The organism is Variovorax atrisoli (genome assembly GCF_014195185.1).
Lineage (GTDB): Bacteria > Pseudomonadota > Gammaproteobacteria > Burkholderiales > Burkholderiaceae_C > Variovorax > Variovorax atrisoli.
Window position 1 is genome coordinate 20,306 of sequence record NZ_JACIBG010000020.1, and the last position, 14,219, is coordinate 34,524.

Here is a 14,219-nt window from a genome sequence, read left to right on the forward strand (position 1 = left end):
ACGCCCCTAGCCGCCATGTCCTCCCCCGACGCCAGGCCCACCTGGATGCCGCACCAGCCGGCAGACCGCATCCTCTCGACGCTCAAGACGCGCGGCGCGCTCGGCATTCCCGACATCGCCAAGGTGCTGAACGTCACGGTGGAGGCGGTGCGCCAGCAGATGGCCAAGCTGGAGGCCGAGGGGCTGGTCGACTCCGAAAGCCGCTCCAGCGGCCGGGGCCGGCCCACGCAGATCTGGCGCCTCACAGGGGAAGGCCACAAGCGCTTTCCCGATACGCACGCCGAGATGACGGTGCAGATGATCAGCGCCGTCATCAGCGTGTTCGGGCAGAAGGGCATGGACCAGCTCATCGGCGCGCGCGAGGCCGCCATGCGCGCGAGCTACACCGAGGCCATGCGCGGCGCGCGCAGCCTGAAGACGCGGCTGGAGCGGCTGGCCGAGATCCGCAGCCGCGAGGGCTACATGGCCGAGTTCCGGCCCGACGAGGAAGGCAGCGGCTTTCTCTTCATCGAGAACCACTGCCCCATCTGCACCGCGGCGCAGGCCTGCACAGGCTTCTGCCGCAGCGAGCTGCAGCTGTTCGACGAGGTGCTGGGCCCCGACGTGAGCGTCAGCCGCGTCGAACACGTGCTGGCGGGCGCACGGCGCTGCGCCTACCGGGTCGAACCCAGGGCGAATGCCTGACCCTTCTTTTCTTTTTCAACCACCACGAGGAAACCACGATGGAACACAAGCTCCCACCCCTGCCCTACGCGCTCGACGCACTGGCCCCCGAGTACTCGCAGGAGACCCTCGAGTACCACTACGGCAAGCACCACAACGCCTACGTGGTGAACCTCAACAACCTGCAGAAGGGCACTGAATTCGAGTCGATGACGCTCGAGGAGATCGTCAAGAAGTCCAGCGGCGGCATCTACAACAACGCCGCGCAGCTCTGGAACCACACCTTCTTCTGGAACTGCATGAAGCCGCAAGGCGGTGGTGCTCCCACCGGCGCGCTGGCCAAGGCCATCGAAGCCAAGTGGGGCAGCTACGACGCCTTCAAGGAAGCCTTCGTGAAGTCGGCCGTGGGCAACTTCGGCTCGGGCTGGACCTGGCTGGTGAAGAAGGCCGACGGTTCGGTGGACATCGTGAACACGGGCGCAGCCGGCACGCCGCTGACCACCGCCGACACCGCGCTGCTGACGGTGGACGTCTGGGAACACGCCTACTACATCGACTACCGCAACCTGCGTCCGAAGTTCGTCGAGACCTTCCTGGCCAAGCTGGTCAACTGGGACTTCGCCGCGAAGAACTTCGGCTGATCGACCGTCGATCAGTCGTTGATCAGGTTCAGGATGTTCCCGTCAGGGTCCTTGAACCACGCGACCTTCATGTCGCCCATGACATGGAGGTCGCCCACCAGCTTCGCATGAGGCATGTCGTAGTGCTCGAAGCGCACGCCCCGCGACTTCAAAGCCTCCACGACGCGCTCGATGTCGCCGTCGACCGACCACGTCACGGCCGTCGCCTGGTTGGTGCCCGCGAACTGCGAGCGGTACACGTTGATGCGCGTGTTGCCGCTGCGGTAGACGACGACCTCGTCGCCCTCCGCATCGACCTGGGCCAGGCCCAGCGTGTCCTCGTAGAAGCGGCGGGCCACGGCGAGATCCTTCACCGCGAGGTTGGCCACTGCGTTGATGTTTCCGAGCATGCGAGTCTCCTGCAAGGCCCGCCACGGCATCGAGCGGCGCCGGGCGAGCCAAAAATACTCAACCATACGGTGCAGTATTTGCGTCGGAGAGGGGCCTGTCAAGGCATCGGAAAATGGAGGCCCCGCGAGTCGATACGTGCCCCATCGCGAATGAAGAAATCCTTCTTACGCGGCTTCCGGCACACTGCACCCCAGGTGCAGTGACGGCACAGGCAACGGCTGCAACCCCATCTACTTCGACAAAGAGACAACCCATGATCCGCAGACACTTCGGCAAGCTGGCCGCATCGACGGCCCTTTCGCTGGCACTCCCCCTGGCCTTCACGGCCACCGCCCACGCACAGGCCACCGCCTATCCCAACAAGCCCGTGCGCATGATCGTGCCCTTCCCGCCCGGCGGCGGCACCGACATCCTGGCGCGCCTGGTGGCCCAGAAGCTCACCGAGGCCAAGCACTGGACCGTGGTTCCCGACAACCGCGCGGGCGCCGGCGGCACCATCGGCATCGCCGAGGCCGCGCGTGCCGCGCCCACCGGCTACGACATCGTGATGGGCCAGAAGGACAACATGGTCGTGGCGCCCTGGCTCTACAAGAACCTGAGCTACAGCCCGGTGAAGGACTTCACGGCCGTGGCCCACGTGGCCTACACGCCGGTGGTGATCGTCACGCAGGCCAACTCCAAGTTCAAGACGCTCGACGACGTGGTGAAGGCCGCGCGCGCCGCGCCCGACACCGTCACCTACGGCTCGCCCGGCAACGGCACCACCATCCACCTGGCCGGCGAGATCTTCAACAGCGCCGCCAAGATCAAGATGCGCCACGTGCCCTACAAGGGCTCCAACGCGGCCATGATGGACGTGCTCGCGGGCAACGTCGACCTGATGGTGTCGTCGGTGCCCTCGGCCATGGCGCAGATCAAGGCCGGCAAGCTGCGTCCGCTGGCCGTGACCTCGGCCAGGCGCAGCACCTCGCTGCCCGAGACGCCCACCGTGGCCGAGCTTGGCTACAAGGACTTCGACGTGAGCACCTGGTACGGCCTCTTCGTGCCCGCCGGCACGCCGAAGGACGTGGTGACCACGCTGAATGCCGAAGTCAACAAGCTGCTGGCCACGCCCGAGATGAAGGCGGCCATCATCGCCCAGGGCGCCGAGCCGCAGAGCATGACGCCCGAGCAGTTCGGCGCGCTGCTGAAGACCGACTACGAGAAGTGGAAGGGCATCGTGCAAGCCTCGGGCGCGACAATCGAATAAGCCTTCGCGTCGCAGAATGGTGTCTCCCGAACAGGCCGCAACGACGGCATGGAGACACCGATGGTTCCTTCGCTTCCATTGAAGACGGCCGCCCTCGCGGCGGCCGTCGCCCTCTTCCAGGGCTGCGCGCAGACACCTGCCGCGCAGAAACCTTCGGACGCCACCGTCGCCGCGCACGTCGCGGCAGCCACCCGGGCCGCGGGCACCGACCTCGGGCCGCTGCTGTCGCTGTGCAAGCCCGCTCCCGCCGCGCGCCCGCCCCAGGAAGAGCTCGACAAGGGCCTGCCCCTGCTCATCAACAGGCCCGCGCCGCCGCCGGCCAGGGCCTTCGACAACCTCTACTTCGTGGGCGCCGACTGGGTCAGCGCCTGGGCCATCAAGACCTCGGACGGCATCATCCTCATCGATGCGCTCAACAACCAGGTGGAAGCTGCCGCGCTCATCGAAGGCGGCATGCGCAAGCTGGGCCTCGACCCCGCGCAGATCAAGTACGTGATCGTCACGCACGGCCACGGCGACCACTACGGCGGCGCGCCCTACCTCGCACAGAAGTACCGCGCGCGCGTTGTGATGAGCGATGCCGACTGGACGATGACCGAGACCAGGCTGGAATTCGCCACGCCGATCTGGGGTGCGCCGCCCAAGCGGGACATCTCGGTGAAGGACGGCGACCGCGTCACGCTGGGCGACACCACCGTCACGCTCTACCTGACGCCGGGCCACACCATGGGCACGCTGTCGCCGGTGTTCGACGTGAGCGAGAACGGAAGGAAGCACCGCGCCATGCTCTGGGGCGGCACGGGCTTCAACTTCGGCAAGGACATTCCGCGGCTGGACAACTACATCGCGTCCACCAAGCGCATGGATTCGATCGTGAAGGCGCAGAACATCGACGTGATGCTGTCGAACCACTCGAACGTCGACAGCTCGCAGGCCAAGATGGCCGCGCTGCGGCAGCAGCCCGCAGGCGCCGCGAACCCGTTCGTGATGGGCACGCCGACGGTGGAGCGCGCGCTGGGCGTGATGGGCGAATGCGCGCAGGCGCAGCGCGACAGGTTTGCGATGCAGTAGCAAGCAGCATCTTGGGCATGTGCCGCGCCCCGATGGCTGCACTCCCTCTCCCCAAGGGGAGAGGGAACAAAGCCCCCCGGGCGGCCTCAGTCCTGCACGAACTTGCGATTGAAGACGTCCACGTCCGCCACGTCCTCGAACGTCACCACCTGCCCCATCTTCCCGTCGCTCATGCGGCAGGCCGAGAACAGGCTGTAGCGCCCCTTGAAGCCGAACTCGTTCATCACGATCAGCGCATAGGGGTACGGCACGAACACCTGGTGCTCGAACACGATCCGGTGCAGGTTGCGCGGCGAGGGAAAGAGCTTGTACTCGCCGGTATCGATGGCCTGGGCGGTTGCCATGAGGTCGCTCGCCTTCCGCTCAGTCGGGATCGCGCACGTCGGCCACGGGCTTCGCGCCGAAGTCCGCGCGCGCCAGGTACTTCAGCACCTTGGCGGCCGCGGTGGCGGGGCTGTCGAGCATGCCTTCGTTCTTCATCTTCTCGAAGCGCGTGCGGTCCGGAAACTTCTCGGCCGAGGCGCCGCGCAGCTGCACCTGCATGTCGGTATCGATCACGCCGGGTGCCAGCGAGACGATGCGTGCGCCGTTCGGCGCATTGGCCTCTTCCAGCGCCACGGCGCGCGAGAAGTGGTCCATGCCGGCCTTCGCGGCGCAGTACGGCGCCTGGCTGCCCATGGCGTTGCGGCCCAGGCCCGAGGAGATGTTCAGCACCTTGCGTGCGCCGCGCCATTCGCGCGTGGCGCCGAGGAACGCCGCCGTCAGCAGCATCGGCGCTTCCAGGCCGATGCGCAGCGCCTGCGACAGTTCGGTTTCCACCGCGCGCGACAGCGGCGCCGGATTGCCGACCGTCCCGGCGTTGTTGATGAGCGTGACGCTGTCGAAGCGCTGCGCATCGACGGTCCTGAGCCACGCCGACAGCCGCTCGGCTGCGGCGACGGGATCGGACAGGTCCTGCTCCCATTGCGTGAGTTCGGCGCCGGCGGCCTTGGCCGCTTCGGCCAGCGCGGGCGACTGCTTGCGCGAAATGCCGATCACCGTGTGGCCGGCCTGCAGCAGCTGTTCGGCCATGGACTGGCCCAGGCCGCGCGAGGCGCCGGTGATGAGGGTGAGGTGGGAGGTGGACATCTGGAGAAGTCTTTGTTGATGGAACGAAGGCCGCAAGGTTAAAGCGAATCGCTTGTCCCTACTTGAACTGCTTTCTCAGGAAGTTCCGATGCCGCGCGATGTGCTGCATCTGCGCCGGCGCGATGGTGCCGCCCAGGTCGACCTCGTCCGCGCCGTTGAGCACCGCGTTGGCATTGGCCATGGCACGCGCCACCACCTCTTCCTCGCTCACGCCGAGCTGCGCTGCGAGGTCGAGCGCCACGCGGCGCATCGCGCGCTGCGAGAGCATCCACATGGCGCCGAAGCGGTCCCACGCGAGCGCGGCTTCCTCGGCCTTCTCGCGGTCGGCGAGGATCTCGTTGAGCGGCCTGGCCAGCACCGCGTCGAGCGCCTCGATCTTCTCGGTGAGGGCCTCGTTGCGTGCGATGGCTTCTTCCAGCGTGGGGCCGGCGCTTTCGGGACGGGCCTTGGGCGGTTCCGGGGGCGGGATGAATGCTGCCTCGGCGTTAGCGGGCACGATCTGGAGCTTGTCGGAAAGTTGGGTCATGGTCTTTGTGCCTGGGTTGTCGCCGGCTGGCTCTTCCTGTTCGACATGGCGGTCGCGCGCAGGCCCGGAAGGTCGAGCACGCGCAGGCCGCCGTATTCCACGCGGATCAGCCCCTGCGCCGACAGCGCGTTGAGCGCCTCGTTCACGCGCTGGCGCGAGAGGCCGACCAGGTAGGCCAGCTCCTGCTGCGTGATCCGCAGGACTTCGCCCACGCCCGGGTACAGCACCGGGTTGAAGAGCGACACGAGGTTGCGCGCCACGCGCGCGTCGGGGTTGTTGAGCCGGTCGATCTCGAGTGCGGCGATGAACTGGCCCAGCCGCTCGTTGAGCTGGTTCATCACGAAGCGGTTGAAGCCGATGGAGTGGTCGAGCAGCCAGTGGAAGCTCTCGGTCGGCAGCCCGGCGATGAGGCTGCGCCGCAGCGCCTGGATGTTGTAGCGGTAGGGCTCGCGTTTCATCACCGTGCCCTCGCCGAACCAGCCGCCGGGCGGCACGCCGGTGTAGGTGACGGAGCCGCCGTCGGCGTTGTCGTTGCTCATCTTCAGCAGGCCCTCGACCACGCCGAACCAGTAGGTGGGCGAGCGACCGACGCGGCACACCAGGTCGCCGGGCTCGGCCTCGCCGACCACCAGCGCGGCCTCGGCACGGCGGCGCTCGGCGGGCGTGAGGGTCGAGAGCCAGGGAATGCCGGCCAGCTCTTCCGCATTGGCTGCGCGCACCCGGTCCCTGATGGTCGAACCGCCGAGCGCGCTGTGGGTGGGATGGCCGTGAGGCATCGGGAAACTCCGGGGAGTAGTGTCCCTAGGATTGTCGTTGGAACGACAAGCGGGCGTCAAAGTGAGTCCTACGATCCGCCCACTGTGCAAACACCCGCCCCCACCTTTCCCCGTCTGCTGCTCGCGCATGCCGAGGCCCGGCCCGAGGCCCCCGCCATGCGCGAGAAGGACCTCGGCATCTGGCAAACCTGGAGCTGGAGCGCCGTGGCGCAGGAAGTGCGCGAGATCGCCTGCGGCCTCGCGAGCCTGGGCTTCAAGCCCTTCGACAACCTCGCGATCGTCGGCGCCAACCGGCCGCACCTGTACATGTCGGCGGTCGCGGCGCAGAGCCTGCGCGGCGTGCCCGTGCCGCTGTACCAGGACGCGGTGGCCGGCGAGATGGTCTTCATGCTGCAGGACGCCGGCATCGAGTTCGTGATCGTCGAGGACCAGGAGCAGGTCGACAAGCTGCTCGAATGCCGCGAGCTGCAGCAGGGCGGGCAGCCGGGCATCCGCTACATCGTCTACGACGACCCCAAGGGCCTGCGCCACTACGACCAGCCCGGGCTCATGAGCTACGAGCAGCTGCGCGCGCTGGGCCGCGAGTTCGACAAGTCCAACGTGGGCCACTACGACCGCGCGGTGGCCAGCGGCGAGGCCACCGACGTCGGCGTGATCCTCTACACCTCCGGCACCACCGGCCGTCCCAAGGGCGTGTGCCAGACGCATGCGAGCTTCATCGCGGCGGGCCGCGGCGGCGTGCAGACCGACAGGCTCGGCCCCGGCGACAACATCATGAGCTACCTGCCGATGGCGTGGGTGGGCGACCACCTGTTCTCGGTGGCGCAGTGGCTGGTGGGCGGCTTCACGCTCAACTGCCCAGAATCGTCGGAAACGGTGATGAACGACATGCGCGAGATCGGCCCGAGCTACTACTTCGGCCCGCCGCGCACCTTCGAGGGGCTGCTCACGGCCGTGTCGATCCGAATGGAGGACGCCGCCGCGCCCAAGCGCTGGCTGTACGCGAAGTTCATGGCGCTGGCGCAGCGCGTGGGCGCGGACATCCTCAACGGCACACCGGTGAGCACGGGCGACCGGCTGATGTACCGCCTGGGCGACCTGCTGATCTACGGGCCGCTGCGCAACGTGCTGGGCATGAGCCGCATCCGCGTGGCCTACACCGCGGGCGCGGCCATCGGGCCCGACCTGTTCCGCTTCTACCGCTCCATCGGCGTGAACCTGAAGCAGTTCTACGGCCAGACCGAGACCTGCGCCTATGTGTGCCTGCAGCAGGACGGCAAGGTCAAGCTGCAGACCGTGGGCACGGCCGCGCCGGGCATCGAGCTGAAGATCGCCGACGACGGCGAGGTGCTGGTGCGCGGAGTGTCTGTGCTCAAGGAGTACTACAAGCGCCCCGACGCCACCGCCGAGGTGCTGGATGCGAACGGCTACTTCCACACCGGCGACGCCGGCGTGCTCGACAGCGAGGGCCACCTGCGCATCATCGACCGCGCCAAGGACGTCGGCCGCCTCGTGGGCGGCGCGATCTTCGCGCCCAACTACATCGAGAACAAGCTCAAGTTCTTCCCGCAGATCAAGGAGGCCGTGTGCTTCGGCAACGGCCGCGACGAAGTCTGCGCCGCCATCAACATCGACTACGAGGCCGTCGGCAACTGGGCTGAGCGCCGCGGCCTGGCCTACGGCGGCTACGTCGACCTGGCCGGCAAGGCCGACGTGCTCGCGCTGGTGGCCGAGTGCATCGCCAAGGTGAACGCCGACCTCGCCGCGGAAGACGGCATGGGCGAGACGCAGATCGCCCGCTTCCTGGTGCTGCACAAGGAGCTCGACCCCGACGACGACGAGCTCACCCGCACGCGCAAGGTGCGCCGCGGCTTCATCGCGGACAAGTACGCGGTGCTGGTCGATGCGCTCTACGGCGGCAAGGCCGAGCAGTTCATCGAAACCCAGGTCAAGTTCGAGGACGGACGCACGGGCTCGGTGAGCGCCACGCTGAAGATCGTCGACGCGAAGCGCTTTCCACTGGTCAAGGCGGCCGCATGAACGCGCACAACCACACCGAGGCCTCCATGCTTGCAACAACGACCCGGGGCGGCCGCAAGGACGGCGAGGTCATCCTCGACGTGCAGAACATCTCCCTGAGCTTCGGCGGCGTGAAGGCGCTCACCGACATCAGCTTCAACGTGCGCGAGCACGAGGTGCGGGCCATCATCGGGCCGAACGGCGCGGGCAAGAGCTCGATGCTGAACTGCATCAACGGCGTGTACTGGCCGCAGCAGGGCTCCATCACCTTCCGCGGCAAGACCTTCAAGCACATGAACTCGCGCCAGGTGGCCGAGATGGGCGTGGCGCGCACCTTCCAGAACCTGGCCCTCTTCAAGGGCATGAGCGTGCTCGACAACATCATGACGGGGCGCAACCTCAAGATGAAGAGCGGCCTGTTCGCGCAGGCGCTGCGCTGGGGACCGGCCGAGCGCGAGGAGCTCGCGCACCGTGAATTCGTCGAGCACATCATCGACTTCCTCGAGATCCAGGCGCACCGCAAGACGCCCGTGGGGCGCCTGCCCTACGGCCTGCAGAAGCGCGTCGACCTGGGCCGCGCGCTCGCGATGGAGCCGCAGGTGCTGCTGCTGGACGAGCCCATGGCCGGCATGAACGTGGAGGAGAAGCAGGACATGAGCCGCTTCATCCTCGACGTGAACGACGAGTTCGGCGCCACCATCGTGCTGATCGAGCACGACATGGGCGTGGTGATGGACATCTCCGACCGCGTGGTGGTGCTGGACTACGGCAAGAAGATCGGCGATGGAACGCCCGACGAGGTGCGCAACAACGAAGACGTGATCCGGGCATACCTCGGCGTGGAGCACTGACGTGGCAGCACACGAGCGCTCCCCGTCTTGCCCCCTCTCCCGCTTGCGGGAGAGGGTTGGGGTGAGGGCCGACGGCCTCGCTACCTTCAGCGGTTTTTCCAACGCCGCCTGCCCTCACCCCCGCCCTCTCCCGCAAGCGGGAGAGGGAGAAAGAAACTGACCATGGGCTTTTTCCTCGAAACCCTCTTCGGCGGCCTGATGGTCGGCATGCTCTATTCGCTGATCGCCATCGGCTTCGTGCTGATCTACAAGGCCTCCGGCGTCTTCAACTTCGCGCAGGGCGCGATGGTGCTCTTCGCAGCGCTGGCGATGGCACGCTTCGCCGAGTGGTTCCCGCAGTGGTTCGGCTTCCAGAGCCAGATCCTCGCCAACATCCTGGCCTTCGTCGCGGCCATGGCGGTGATGGTGGTCGTGGCATGGCTGATCGAGCGGCTCGCGCTGAGCAGGCTGGTGAACCAGGAAGGCATCACGCTGCTGATGGCGACGCTGGGCATCGCCTACTTCCTCGACGGCATGGGCCAGACCATCTTCGGCAACGACATCTACAAGATCGACGTCGGCATGCCAAAGGAGCCGCTGATGGTGCTGGAGAACACCTTCCAGGGCGGCCTGCTGCTGAGCCAGGAAGACCTGATCGCCGCGCTGGTGGCGGCCGGACTCGTGGTGGTGCTGGCCATCTTCTTCCAGAAGACCGCCACCGGCCGGGCCCTGCGCGCGGTGGCCGACGACCACCAGGCCGCGCAGTCCATCGGCATTCCGCTCAAGCGCATCTGGGTGATCGTGTGGTCGGTGGCTGGCTTCTCTGCACTGGTGGCCGGGATCATCTGGGGATCGAAGCTGGGCGTGCAGTTCTCGCTGTCGCTGGTGGCGCTGAAGGCGCTGCCGGTGGTGATCCTGGGCGGGCTCACTTCCATCCCGGGCGCGATCATCGGCGGCCTGCTGATCGGCGTGGGCGAGAAGCTCTCCGAGATCTACCTCGGGCCGATGTTCGGCGGCGGCATCGAGATCTGGTTCGCCTACGTTCTCGCGCTGGTGTTCCTGCTGGTCCGTCCGCAAGGCCTCTTCGGCGAAAAAATCATTGATCGCGTATGAAATACGAGATCAACAATTTTTCGGTGCAGGCCAACTTGCGAAGCAAGTTAAGCGAAGCGGGCCGGAGCCAAAAGATCATCGATCGGATCTGAAAATGTTCTACAGAGAAAACGGCCAATTCAAGTCGAGCTACCGCGCCGACCAGCAGATATTCCCGATCGCGCAGGACCGCTTCGCGATCCTGGCGCTGCTCGTCGTGGCCTTCGTGGTGGTGCCGCTGAGCGTGTCGGACTACTGGATGCGAGCGATCCTCACGCCCTTCCTCATCCTGTCGCTCGCCGCACTGGGGCTGAACATCCTGGTGGGCTACTGCGGGCAGATCTCGCTGGGCACCGGCGCCTTCATGGCGGTGGGTGCGTACGCGGCCTACAACTTCCAGGTGCGCATCGACGGCATGCCGCTGATCGCGTCGCTGCTGCTGGGCGGGCTGTGCGCCACTGTCATCGGCGTGCTGTTCGGCATTCCCAGCCTGCGCATCAAGGGGCTGTACCTGGCCGTGGCCACGCTGGCGGCGCAGTTCTTCACCGACTGGGCCTTCCTGCGCATCCAGTGGTTCACCAACAACTCTTCCTCCGGCTCGGTGAGCGTGGCGGGGCTCAACGTGTTCGGCGTGCCCATCGAGTCGCCGGCGCAGAAGTATCTTTTCTGCCTGGTCTTCGTGTCGGTGTTCGCGCTGCTCGCAAAGAACCTGGTGCGCAGCGCCATCGGCCGCGAGTGGATGGCGATGCGCGACATGGACGTGGCGGCCGCGGTGATCGGCATCCGCCCGGTGTACGCCAAGCTCACGGCCTTCGCGGTGAGCAGCTTCATCGTCGGCGTGGCCGGCGCGCTGTGGGGCTTCGTTCACCTGGGCGCGTGGGAGCCGGCGGCCTTCAGCATCGACCGATCGTTCCAGCTGCTGTTCATGGTGATCATCGGCGGGCTGGGCTCGATCATGGGCTGCTTCTTCGGCGCCGCCTTCATCGTGCTGCTGCCGCTGTTCCTGAACCAGCTGCCCGCGTGGCTGGGCTTCTCGATTTCCACCGCGCTCGCCTCGCACCTGGAGACCATGATCTTCGGCGCGCTGATCGTGTTCTTCCTGATCGTGGAGCCGCACGGCCTCGCGCGGCTGTGGTCCACGGCCAAGGAGAAGCTGCGGCTGTGGCCCTTCCCGCATTGACGAGTTCCGTTCGTAGAAACCCGGCACCGAGGTGCCCACAAAGGAGACAGGCATGAAACTCAAATCGCTCGCTCTGACCGCCGCCCTGGTGGCCGGCACCCTCGGCGCCGCGCTCGCGCCATCCGTGGCCGGTGCGCAGGCCAAGGAGCAGTTCTTCCCGCTGCTGGTGTACCGCACCGGCCCCTACGCGCCCAACGGTACGCCCTGGGCCAACGGCAAGCAGGACTACATCAAGCTGGTCAACGCCAACGGCGGCATCAACGGCGTGAAGATCGCGTACGAGGAGTGCGAGACCGGCTACGCCACCGACAAGGGCGTGGAGTGCTACGAGCGCCTCAAGGGCCGCCCGGGCGTCGCGCTCTTCGACCCGCAGGCCACCGGCATCACCTTCGCGCTGACCGACAAGGTGCCCACCGACAAGATCCCGCTGATCACGCTGGGCTACGGCCTGGCCGCCTCGCAGGACGGCGGCGTCTTCAAGTGGAACTTCCCGCTGATGGGCTCCTACTGGACCGCGGCCGACATCCTGATCCAGCACATCGGGAAGAAGGAAGGCGGCATGGACAAGCTCAAGGGCAAGAAGATCGCCCTCGTGTATCACGACTCGCCCTTCGGCAAGGAGCCGATCCCGCTGCTGCAGGAGCGCGCGAAGCAGAACGGCTTCGAGCTCTCGCTGATCCCGGTGACCGCGCCGGGCGTGGAGCAGAAGTCGGCCTGGCTGCAGGTGCGCCAGCAGCGCCCCGACTTCGTGCTGCTGTGGGGCTGGGGCGTGATGAATTCCACCGCCCTGAAGGAGGCCGTTGCCACCGGCTACCCGCGCGAGAAGATGTACGGCGTCTGGTGGGCCGGCGCCGAGCCCGACGTGAAGGACGTGGGCGCGAACGCCAAGGGCTACCACGCGCTGGCGCTGAACACCTCGGGCACCGAGCCCAAGGTGATCCAGGACATCCTCAAGCAGGTGCACGACAAGGGCCAGGGCACGGGTCCGAAGGAAGAAGTGGGCTCGGTGCTCTACACGCGCGGCGTGATCATCCAGATGCTGACCATCGAGGCCGTCAAGCGTGCGCAGGAGCGCTTCGGCAAGGGCAAGGTCATGACCGGCGAGCAGGTGCGCTGGGGCATGGAGAACCTCGCGCTCGACCAGAAGAAGCTCGATGCGCTGGGCTTCTCGGGCGTGATGCGGCCGGTGAGCACCTCGTGCCAGGACCACATGGGCTCGACCTGGGCGCGCGTGCACACCTGGGACGGCGCGAAGTGGGGTGACATGTCCGACTGGTACCAGGCCGACGAACAGATCATCAAGCCGATGGTGAAGGCCGCCGCCGACAAGTACGCGGGCGAGAAGAAACTGACCCGGCGCGAAGCGGCCGACTGCCAGTCTTGAGCTGACCCCCAGTCTTCGCGCACTTCGTGTCGCTTCGCCAACCCCCTGGCAGGGGGCAACACCTGCGGCCCGGCAGAGCCGGTTCCGCGGTGTTCCCCGAAAGGAGGTGGGCCAAGCGGGCATCCGAAAGAACGGCATCGCGTCGGTTCTTTCGAATGCTTCGGACCACACCATGAGCGAATCCAACATCCTCCTCAACGTCAACGGCATCGAGGTCATCTACAACCACGTGATCCTGGTGCTCAAGGGCGTGTCGCTGACGGTGCCCGACGGCGGCATCGTGGCGCTGCTCGGCGGCAACGGCGCGGGCAAGACGACCACGCTGCGCGCGGTGAGCAACCTGCTGGCGGGCGAGCGCGGCGCGGTCACCAAGGGCACCATCGAGCTGCGCGGCGAGCGCATCGAGGCGCTCTCGCCGGCCGAGCTGGTCAAGCGCGGGCTGATCCAGGTGATGGAAGGCCGCCACTGCTTCGCCCACCTGACCATCGAGGAGAACCTCATGACCGGCGCCTACACGCGCACCGACGGCAAGGCCGCGGTGCAGCAGACGCTGGAGAAGGTGTACGCGTACTTCCCGCGCCTGAAGACGCGCCGCACCTCGCAGGCGGCCTACACCTCGGGCGGCGAGCAGCAGATGTGCGCCATCGGACGCGCGCTGATGGCCAACCCGACCATGGTGCTGCTGGACGAGCCCTCGATGGGCCTGGCGCCGCAGATCGTGGAGGAAGTGTTCGAGATCGTGAAGGACCTCAACGCCAAGGAGCGCGTGACCTTCCTGCTGGCCGAGCAGAACACCAACATGGCGCTGCGCTACGCCGACTACGGCTACATCCTGGAGAACGGTCGCATCGTGATGGACGGCGAGGCGAAGAGCCTGCGCGAGAACGAGGACGTGAAGGAGTTCTATCTCGGTGTCGGCGGCGCGGACCGCAAGAGTTTCCGCGACGTCAAGAGCTACAAGCGCCGCAAGAGGTGGCTGGCTTGACCGTTCCAACGTTTTCGCCGCGTTGCCGTTCGGGGCGCGATCACGCCGACGGGGTGCCTTGCTCCGCGAATGTCCCCCGCCCTTCGGGCTCCTCCTTTATTTCGCTGCGCAAGGCACCCCATCGACGTGATCGGTTCGGAGCTCTGGTTCATCGGCCGCACACCGACAGCGTGTCTCGTGCACAGGGTACCGGGTGCTCCCCGCAGCGAAATAAAGACACCGTTCTGCCTGTCAACTACAGACTGCCTTGGGATGATGGTTCACATCGAAGGGCTTGCCCGACCT

15 protein-coding genes are annotated in these 14,219 nt (G+C 66.7%); 10 read left to right on the forward strand and 5 right to left on the reverse strand.

The annotated features are described in order from the left end of the window. The first annotated feature begins 15 nt into the window (after positions 1 to 15). Entirely contained in the window at positions 16 to 684 is a 669-nt protein-coding gene (locus FHY06_RS34525; RefSeq protein WP_019657706.1) for a helix-turn-helix transcriptional regulator, read from the forward strand. A gap of 38 nt (positions 685 to 722) precedes the next feature. After that, positions 723 to 1,304 (forward strand): superoxide dismutase, encoded by a 582-nt coding sequence (locus FHY06_RS34530; RefSeq protein ID WP_184607676.1) that lies wholly within the window; start codon positions 723 to 725, stop codon positions 1,302 to 1,304. An 11-nt stretch (positions 1,305 to 1,315) separates the two neighbouring features. Here the strand turns inward: FHY06_RS34530 and FHY06_RS34535 are convergent, their stop codons facing one another. Continuing rightward, positions 1,316 to 1,693 (reverse strand): VOC family protein, encoded by a 378-nt coding sequence (locus FHY06_RS34535; RefSeq protein ID WP_184607677.1) that lies wholly within the window; start codon positions 1,691 to 1,693, stop codon positions 1,316 to 1,318. 254 nt (positions 1,694 to 1,947) lie between these two features. Between FHY06_RS34535 and FHY06_RS34540 the strand changes: the two genes are divergently transcribed. After that, a complete protein-coding gene (locus FHY06_RS34540; protein WP_126183804.1) occupies positions 1,948 to 2,943 on the forward strand; it encodes a Bug family tripartite tricarboxylate transporter substrate binding protein in 996 nt (331 codons plus the stop codon). A gap of 60 nt (positions 2,944 to 3,003) precedes the next feature. Further along, positions 3,004 to 4,014: an MBL fold metallo-hydrolase gene (locus FHY06_RS34545; RefSeq protein WP_132754187.1), complete on the forward strand. Its 1,011-nt coding sequence runs from the start codon at positions 3,004 to 3,006 to the stop codon at positions 4,012 to 4,014. Positions 4,015 to 4,100: 86 nt separating this feature from the next. On the opposite strand, the gene FHY06_RS34550 is transcribed toward FHY06_RS34545, so the two are convergent. The 4 genes from FHY06_RS34550 to FHY06_RS34565 are packed head-to-tail and all read right to left on the reverse strand — an operon-like array spanning position 4,101 to position 6,444. Next, positions 4,101 to 4,358: a hypothetical protein gene (locus FHY06_RS34550; protein WP_184607678.1), complete on the reverse strand. Its 258-nt coding sequence runs from the start codon at positions 4,356 to 4,358 to the stop codon at positions 4,101 to 4,103. A 19-nt stretch (positions 4,359 to 4,377) separates the two neighbouring features. Further along, complete coding sequence (locus FHY06_RS34555) at positions 4,378 to 5,142, reverse strand: SDR family NAD(P)-dependent oxidoreductase (protein WP_132754189.1); 765 nt, start codon at positions 5,140 to 5,142, stop codon at positions 4,378 to 4,380. Positions 5,143 to 5,200: 58 nt separating this feature from the next. Continuing rightward, positions 5,201 to 5,668, reverse strand: coding sequence for a hypothetical protein (locus FHY06_RS34560; RefSeq protein WP_184607679.1), 468 nt, complete (start codon positions 5,666 to 5,668; stop codon positions 5,201 to 5,203). Next, the gene (locus FHY06_RS34565; protein ID WP_019657698.1) at positions 5,665 to 6,444 is read right to left on the reverse strand and encodes a Crp/Fnr family transcriptional regulator; all 780 of its coding nucleotides are present in this window, start codon (positions 6,442 to 6,444) and stop codon (positions 5,665 to 5,667) included. Before FHY06_RS34565 ends, FHY06_RS34560 begins: the two co-directional genes overlap by 4 nt. An 84-nt stretch (positions 6,445 to 6,528) precedes the next feature. On the opposite strand from FHY06_RS34565, the gene FHY06_RS34570 reads away from it, so the two are divergent. The 6 genes from FHY06_RS34570 to FHY06_RS34595 all read left to right on the forward strand — a co-directional run bounded on the left by FHY06_RS34570 (position 6,529) and on the right by FHY06_RS34595 (position 13,934). After that, positions 6,529 to 8,484, forward strand: coding sequence for an AMP-dependent synthetase/ligase (locus tag FHY06_RS34570; protein ID WP_184607680.1), 1,956 nt, complete (start codon positions 6,529 to 6,531; stop codon positions 8,482 to 8,484). Then, positions 8,481 to 9,314, forward strand: a complete 834-nt coding sequence (locus tag FHY06_RS34575; RefSeq protein ID WP_019657696.1) for an ABC transporter ATP-binding protein — start codon at positions 8,481 to 8,483, stop codon at positions 9,312 to 9,314. The genes FHY06_RS34570 and FHY06_RS34575 overlap by 4 nt, the downstream gene beginning before the upstream one ends. A 162-nt stretch (positions 9,315 to 9,476) precedes the next feature. Next, positions 9,477 to 10,406: a branched-chain amino acid ABC transporter permease gene (locus FHY06_RS34580; RefSeq protein ID WP_019657695.1), complete on the forward strand. Its 930-nt coding sequence runs from the start codon at positions 9,477 to 9,479 to the stop codon at positions 10,404 to 10,406. Positions 10,407 to 10,500: 94 nt separating this feature from the next. Beyond that, positions 10,501 to 11,565, forward strand: coding sequence for a branched-chain amino acid ABC transporter permease (locus tag FHY06_RS34585; RefSeq protein WP_019657694.1), 1,065 nt, complete (start codon positions 10,501 to 10,503; stop codon positions 11,563 to 11,565). Between the two features lie 52 nt (positions 11,566 to 11,617). Further along, entirely contained in the window at positions 11,618 to 12,949 is a 1,332-nt protein-coding gene (locus tag FHY06_RS34590; RefSeq protein WP_019657693.1) for an ABC transporter substrate-binding protein, read from the forward strand. A 172-nt stretch (positions 12,950 to 13,121) separates the two neighbouring features. Beyond that, positions 13,122 to 13,934, forward strand: coding sequence for an ABC transporter ATP-binding protein (locus FHY06_RS34595; RefSeq protein WP_026346745.1), 813 nt, complete (start codon positions 13,122 to 13,124; stop codon positions 13,932 to 13,934). Positions 13,935 to 14,219 lie beyond the last annotated feature (285 nt).

Coding starts and splice junctions, on each gene's coding strand:
- FHY06_RS34525 (WP_019657706.1), top strand. CDS start 16: ATGTCCTCCCCCGACGCCAGGCCCACCTGGATGCCGCACCAGCCGGCA.
- FHY06_RS34575 (WP_019657696.1), top strand. CDS start 8,481: ATGAACGCGCACAACCACACCGAGGCCTCCATGCTTGCAACAACGACC.
- FHY06_RS34585 (WP_019657694.1), top strand. CDS start 10,501: ATGTTCTACAGAGAAAACGGCCAATTCAAGTCGAGCTACCGCGCCGAC.
- FHY06_RS34555 (WP_132754189.1), bottom strand. CDS start 5,142: ATGTCCACCTCCCACCTCACCCTCATCACCGGCGCCTCGCGCGGCCTG.
- FHY06_RS34540 (WP_126183804.1), top strand. CDS start 1,948: ATGATCCGCAGACACTTCGGCAAGCTGGCCGCATCGACGGCCCTTTCG.
- FHY06_RS34595 (WP_026346745.1), top strand. CDS start 13,122: ATGAGCGAATCCAACATCCTCCTCAACGTCAACGGCATCGAGGTCATC.
- FHY06_RS34550 (WP_184607678.1), bottom strand. CDS start 4,358: ATGGCAACCGCCCAGGCCATCGATACCGGCGAGTACAAGCTCTTTCCC.
- FHY06_RS34580 (WP_019657695.1), top strand. CDS start 9,477: ATGGGCTTTTTCCTCGAAACCCTCTTCGGCGGCCTGATGGTCGGCATG.
- FHY06_RS34565 (WP_019657698.1), bottom strand. CDS start 6,444: ATGCCTCACGGCCATCCCACCCACAGCGCGCTCGGCGGTTCGACCATC.
- FHY06_RS34560 (WP_184607679.1), bottom strand. CDS start 5,668: ATGACCCAACTTTCCGACAAGCTCCAGATCGTGCCCGCTAACGCCGAG.
- FHY06_RS34545 (WP_132754187.1), top strand. CDS start 3,004: ATGGTTCCTTCGCTTCCATTGAAGACGGCCGCCCTCGCGGCGGCCGTC.
- FHY06_RS34535 (WP_184607677.1), bottom strand. CDS start 1,693: ATGCTCGGAAACATCAACGCAGTGGCCAACCTCGCGGTGAAGGATCTC.
- FHY06_RS34530 (WP_184607676.1), top strand. CDS start 723: ATGGAACACAAGCTCCCACCCCTGCCCTACGCGCTCGACGCACTGGCC.
- FHY06_RS34590 (WP_019657693.1), top strand. CDS start 11,618: ATGAAACTCAAATCGCTCGCTCTGACCGCCGCCCTGGTGGCCGGCACC.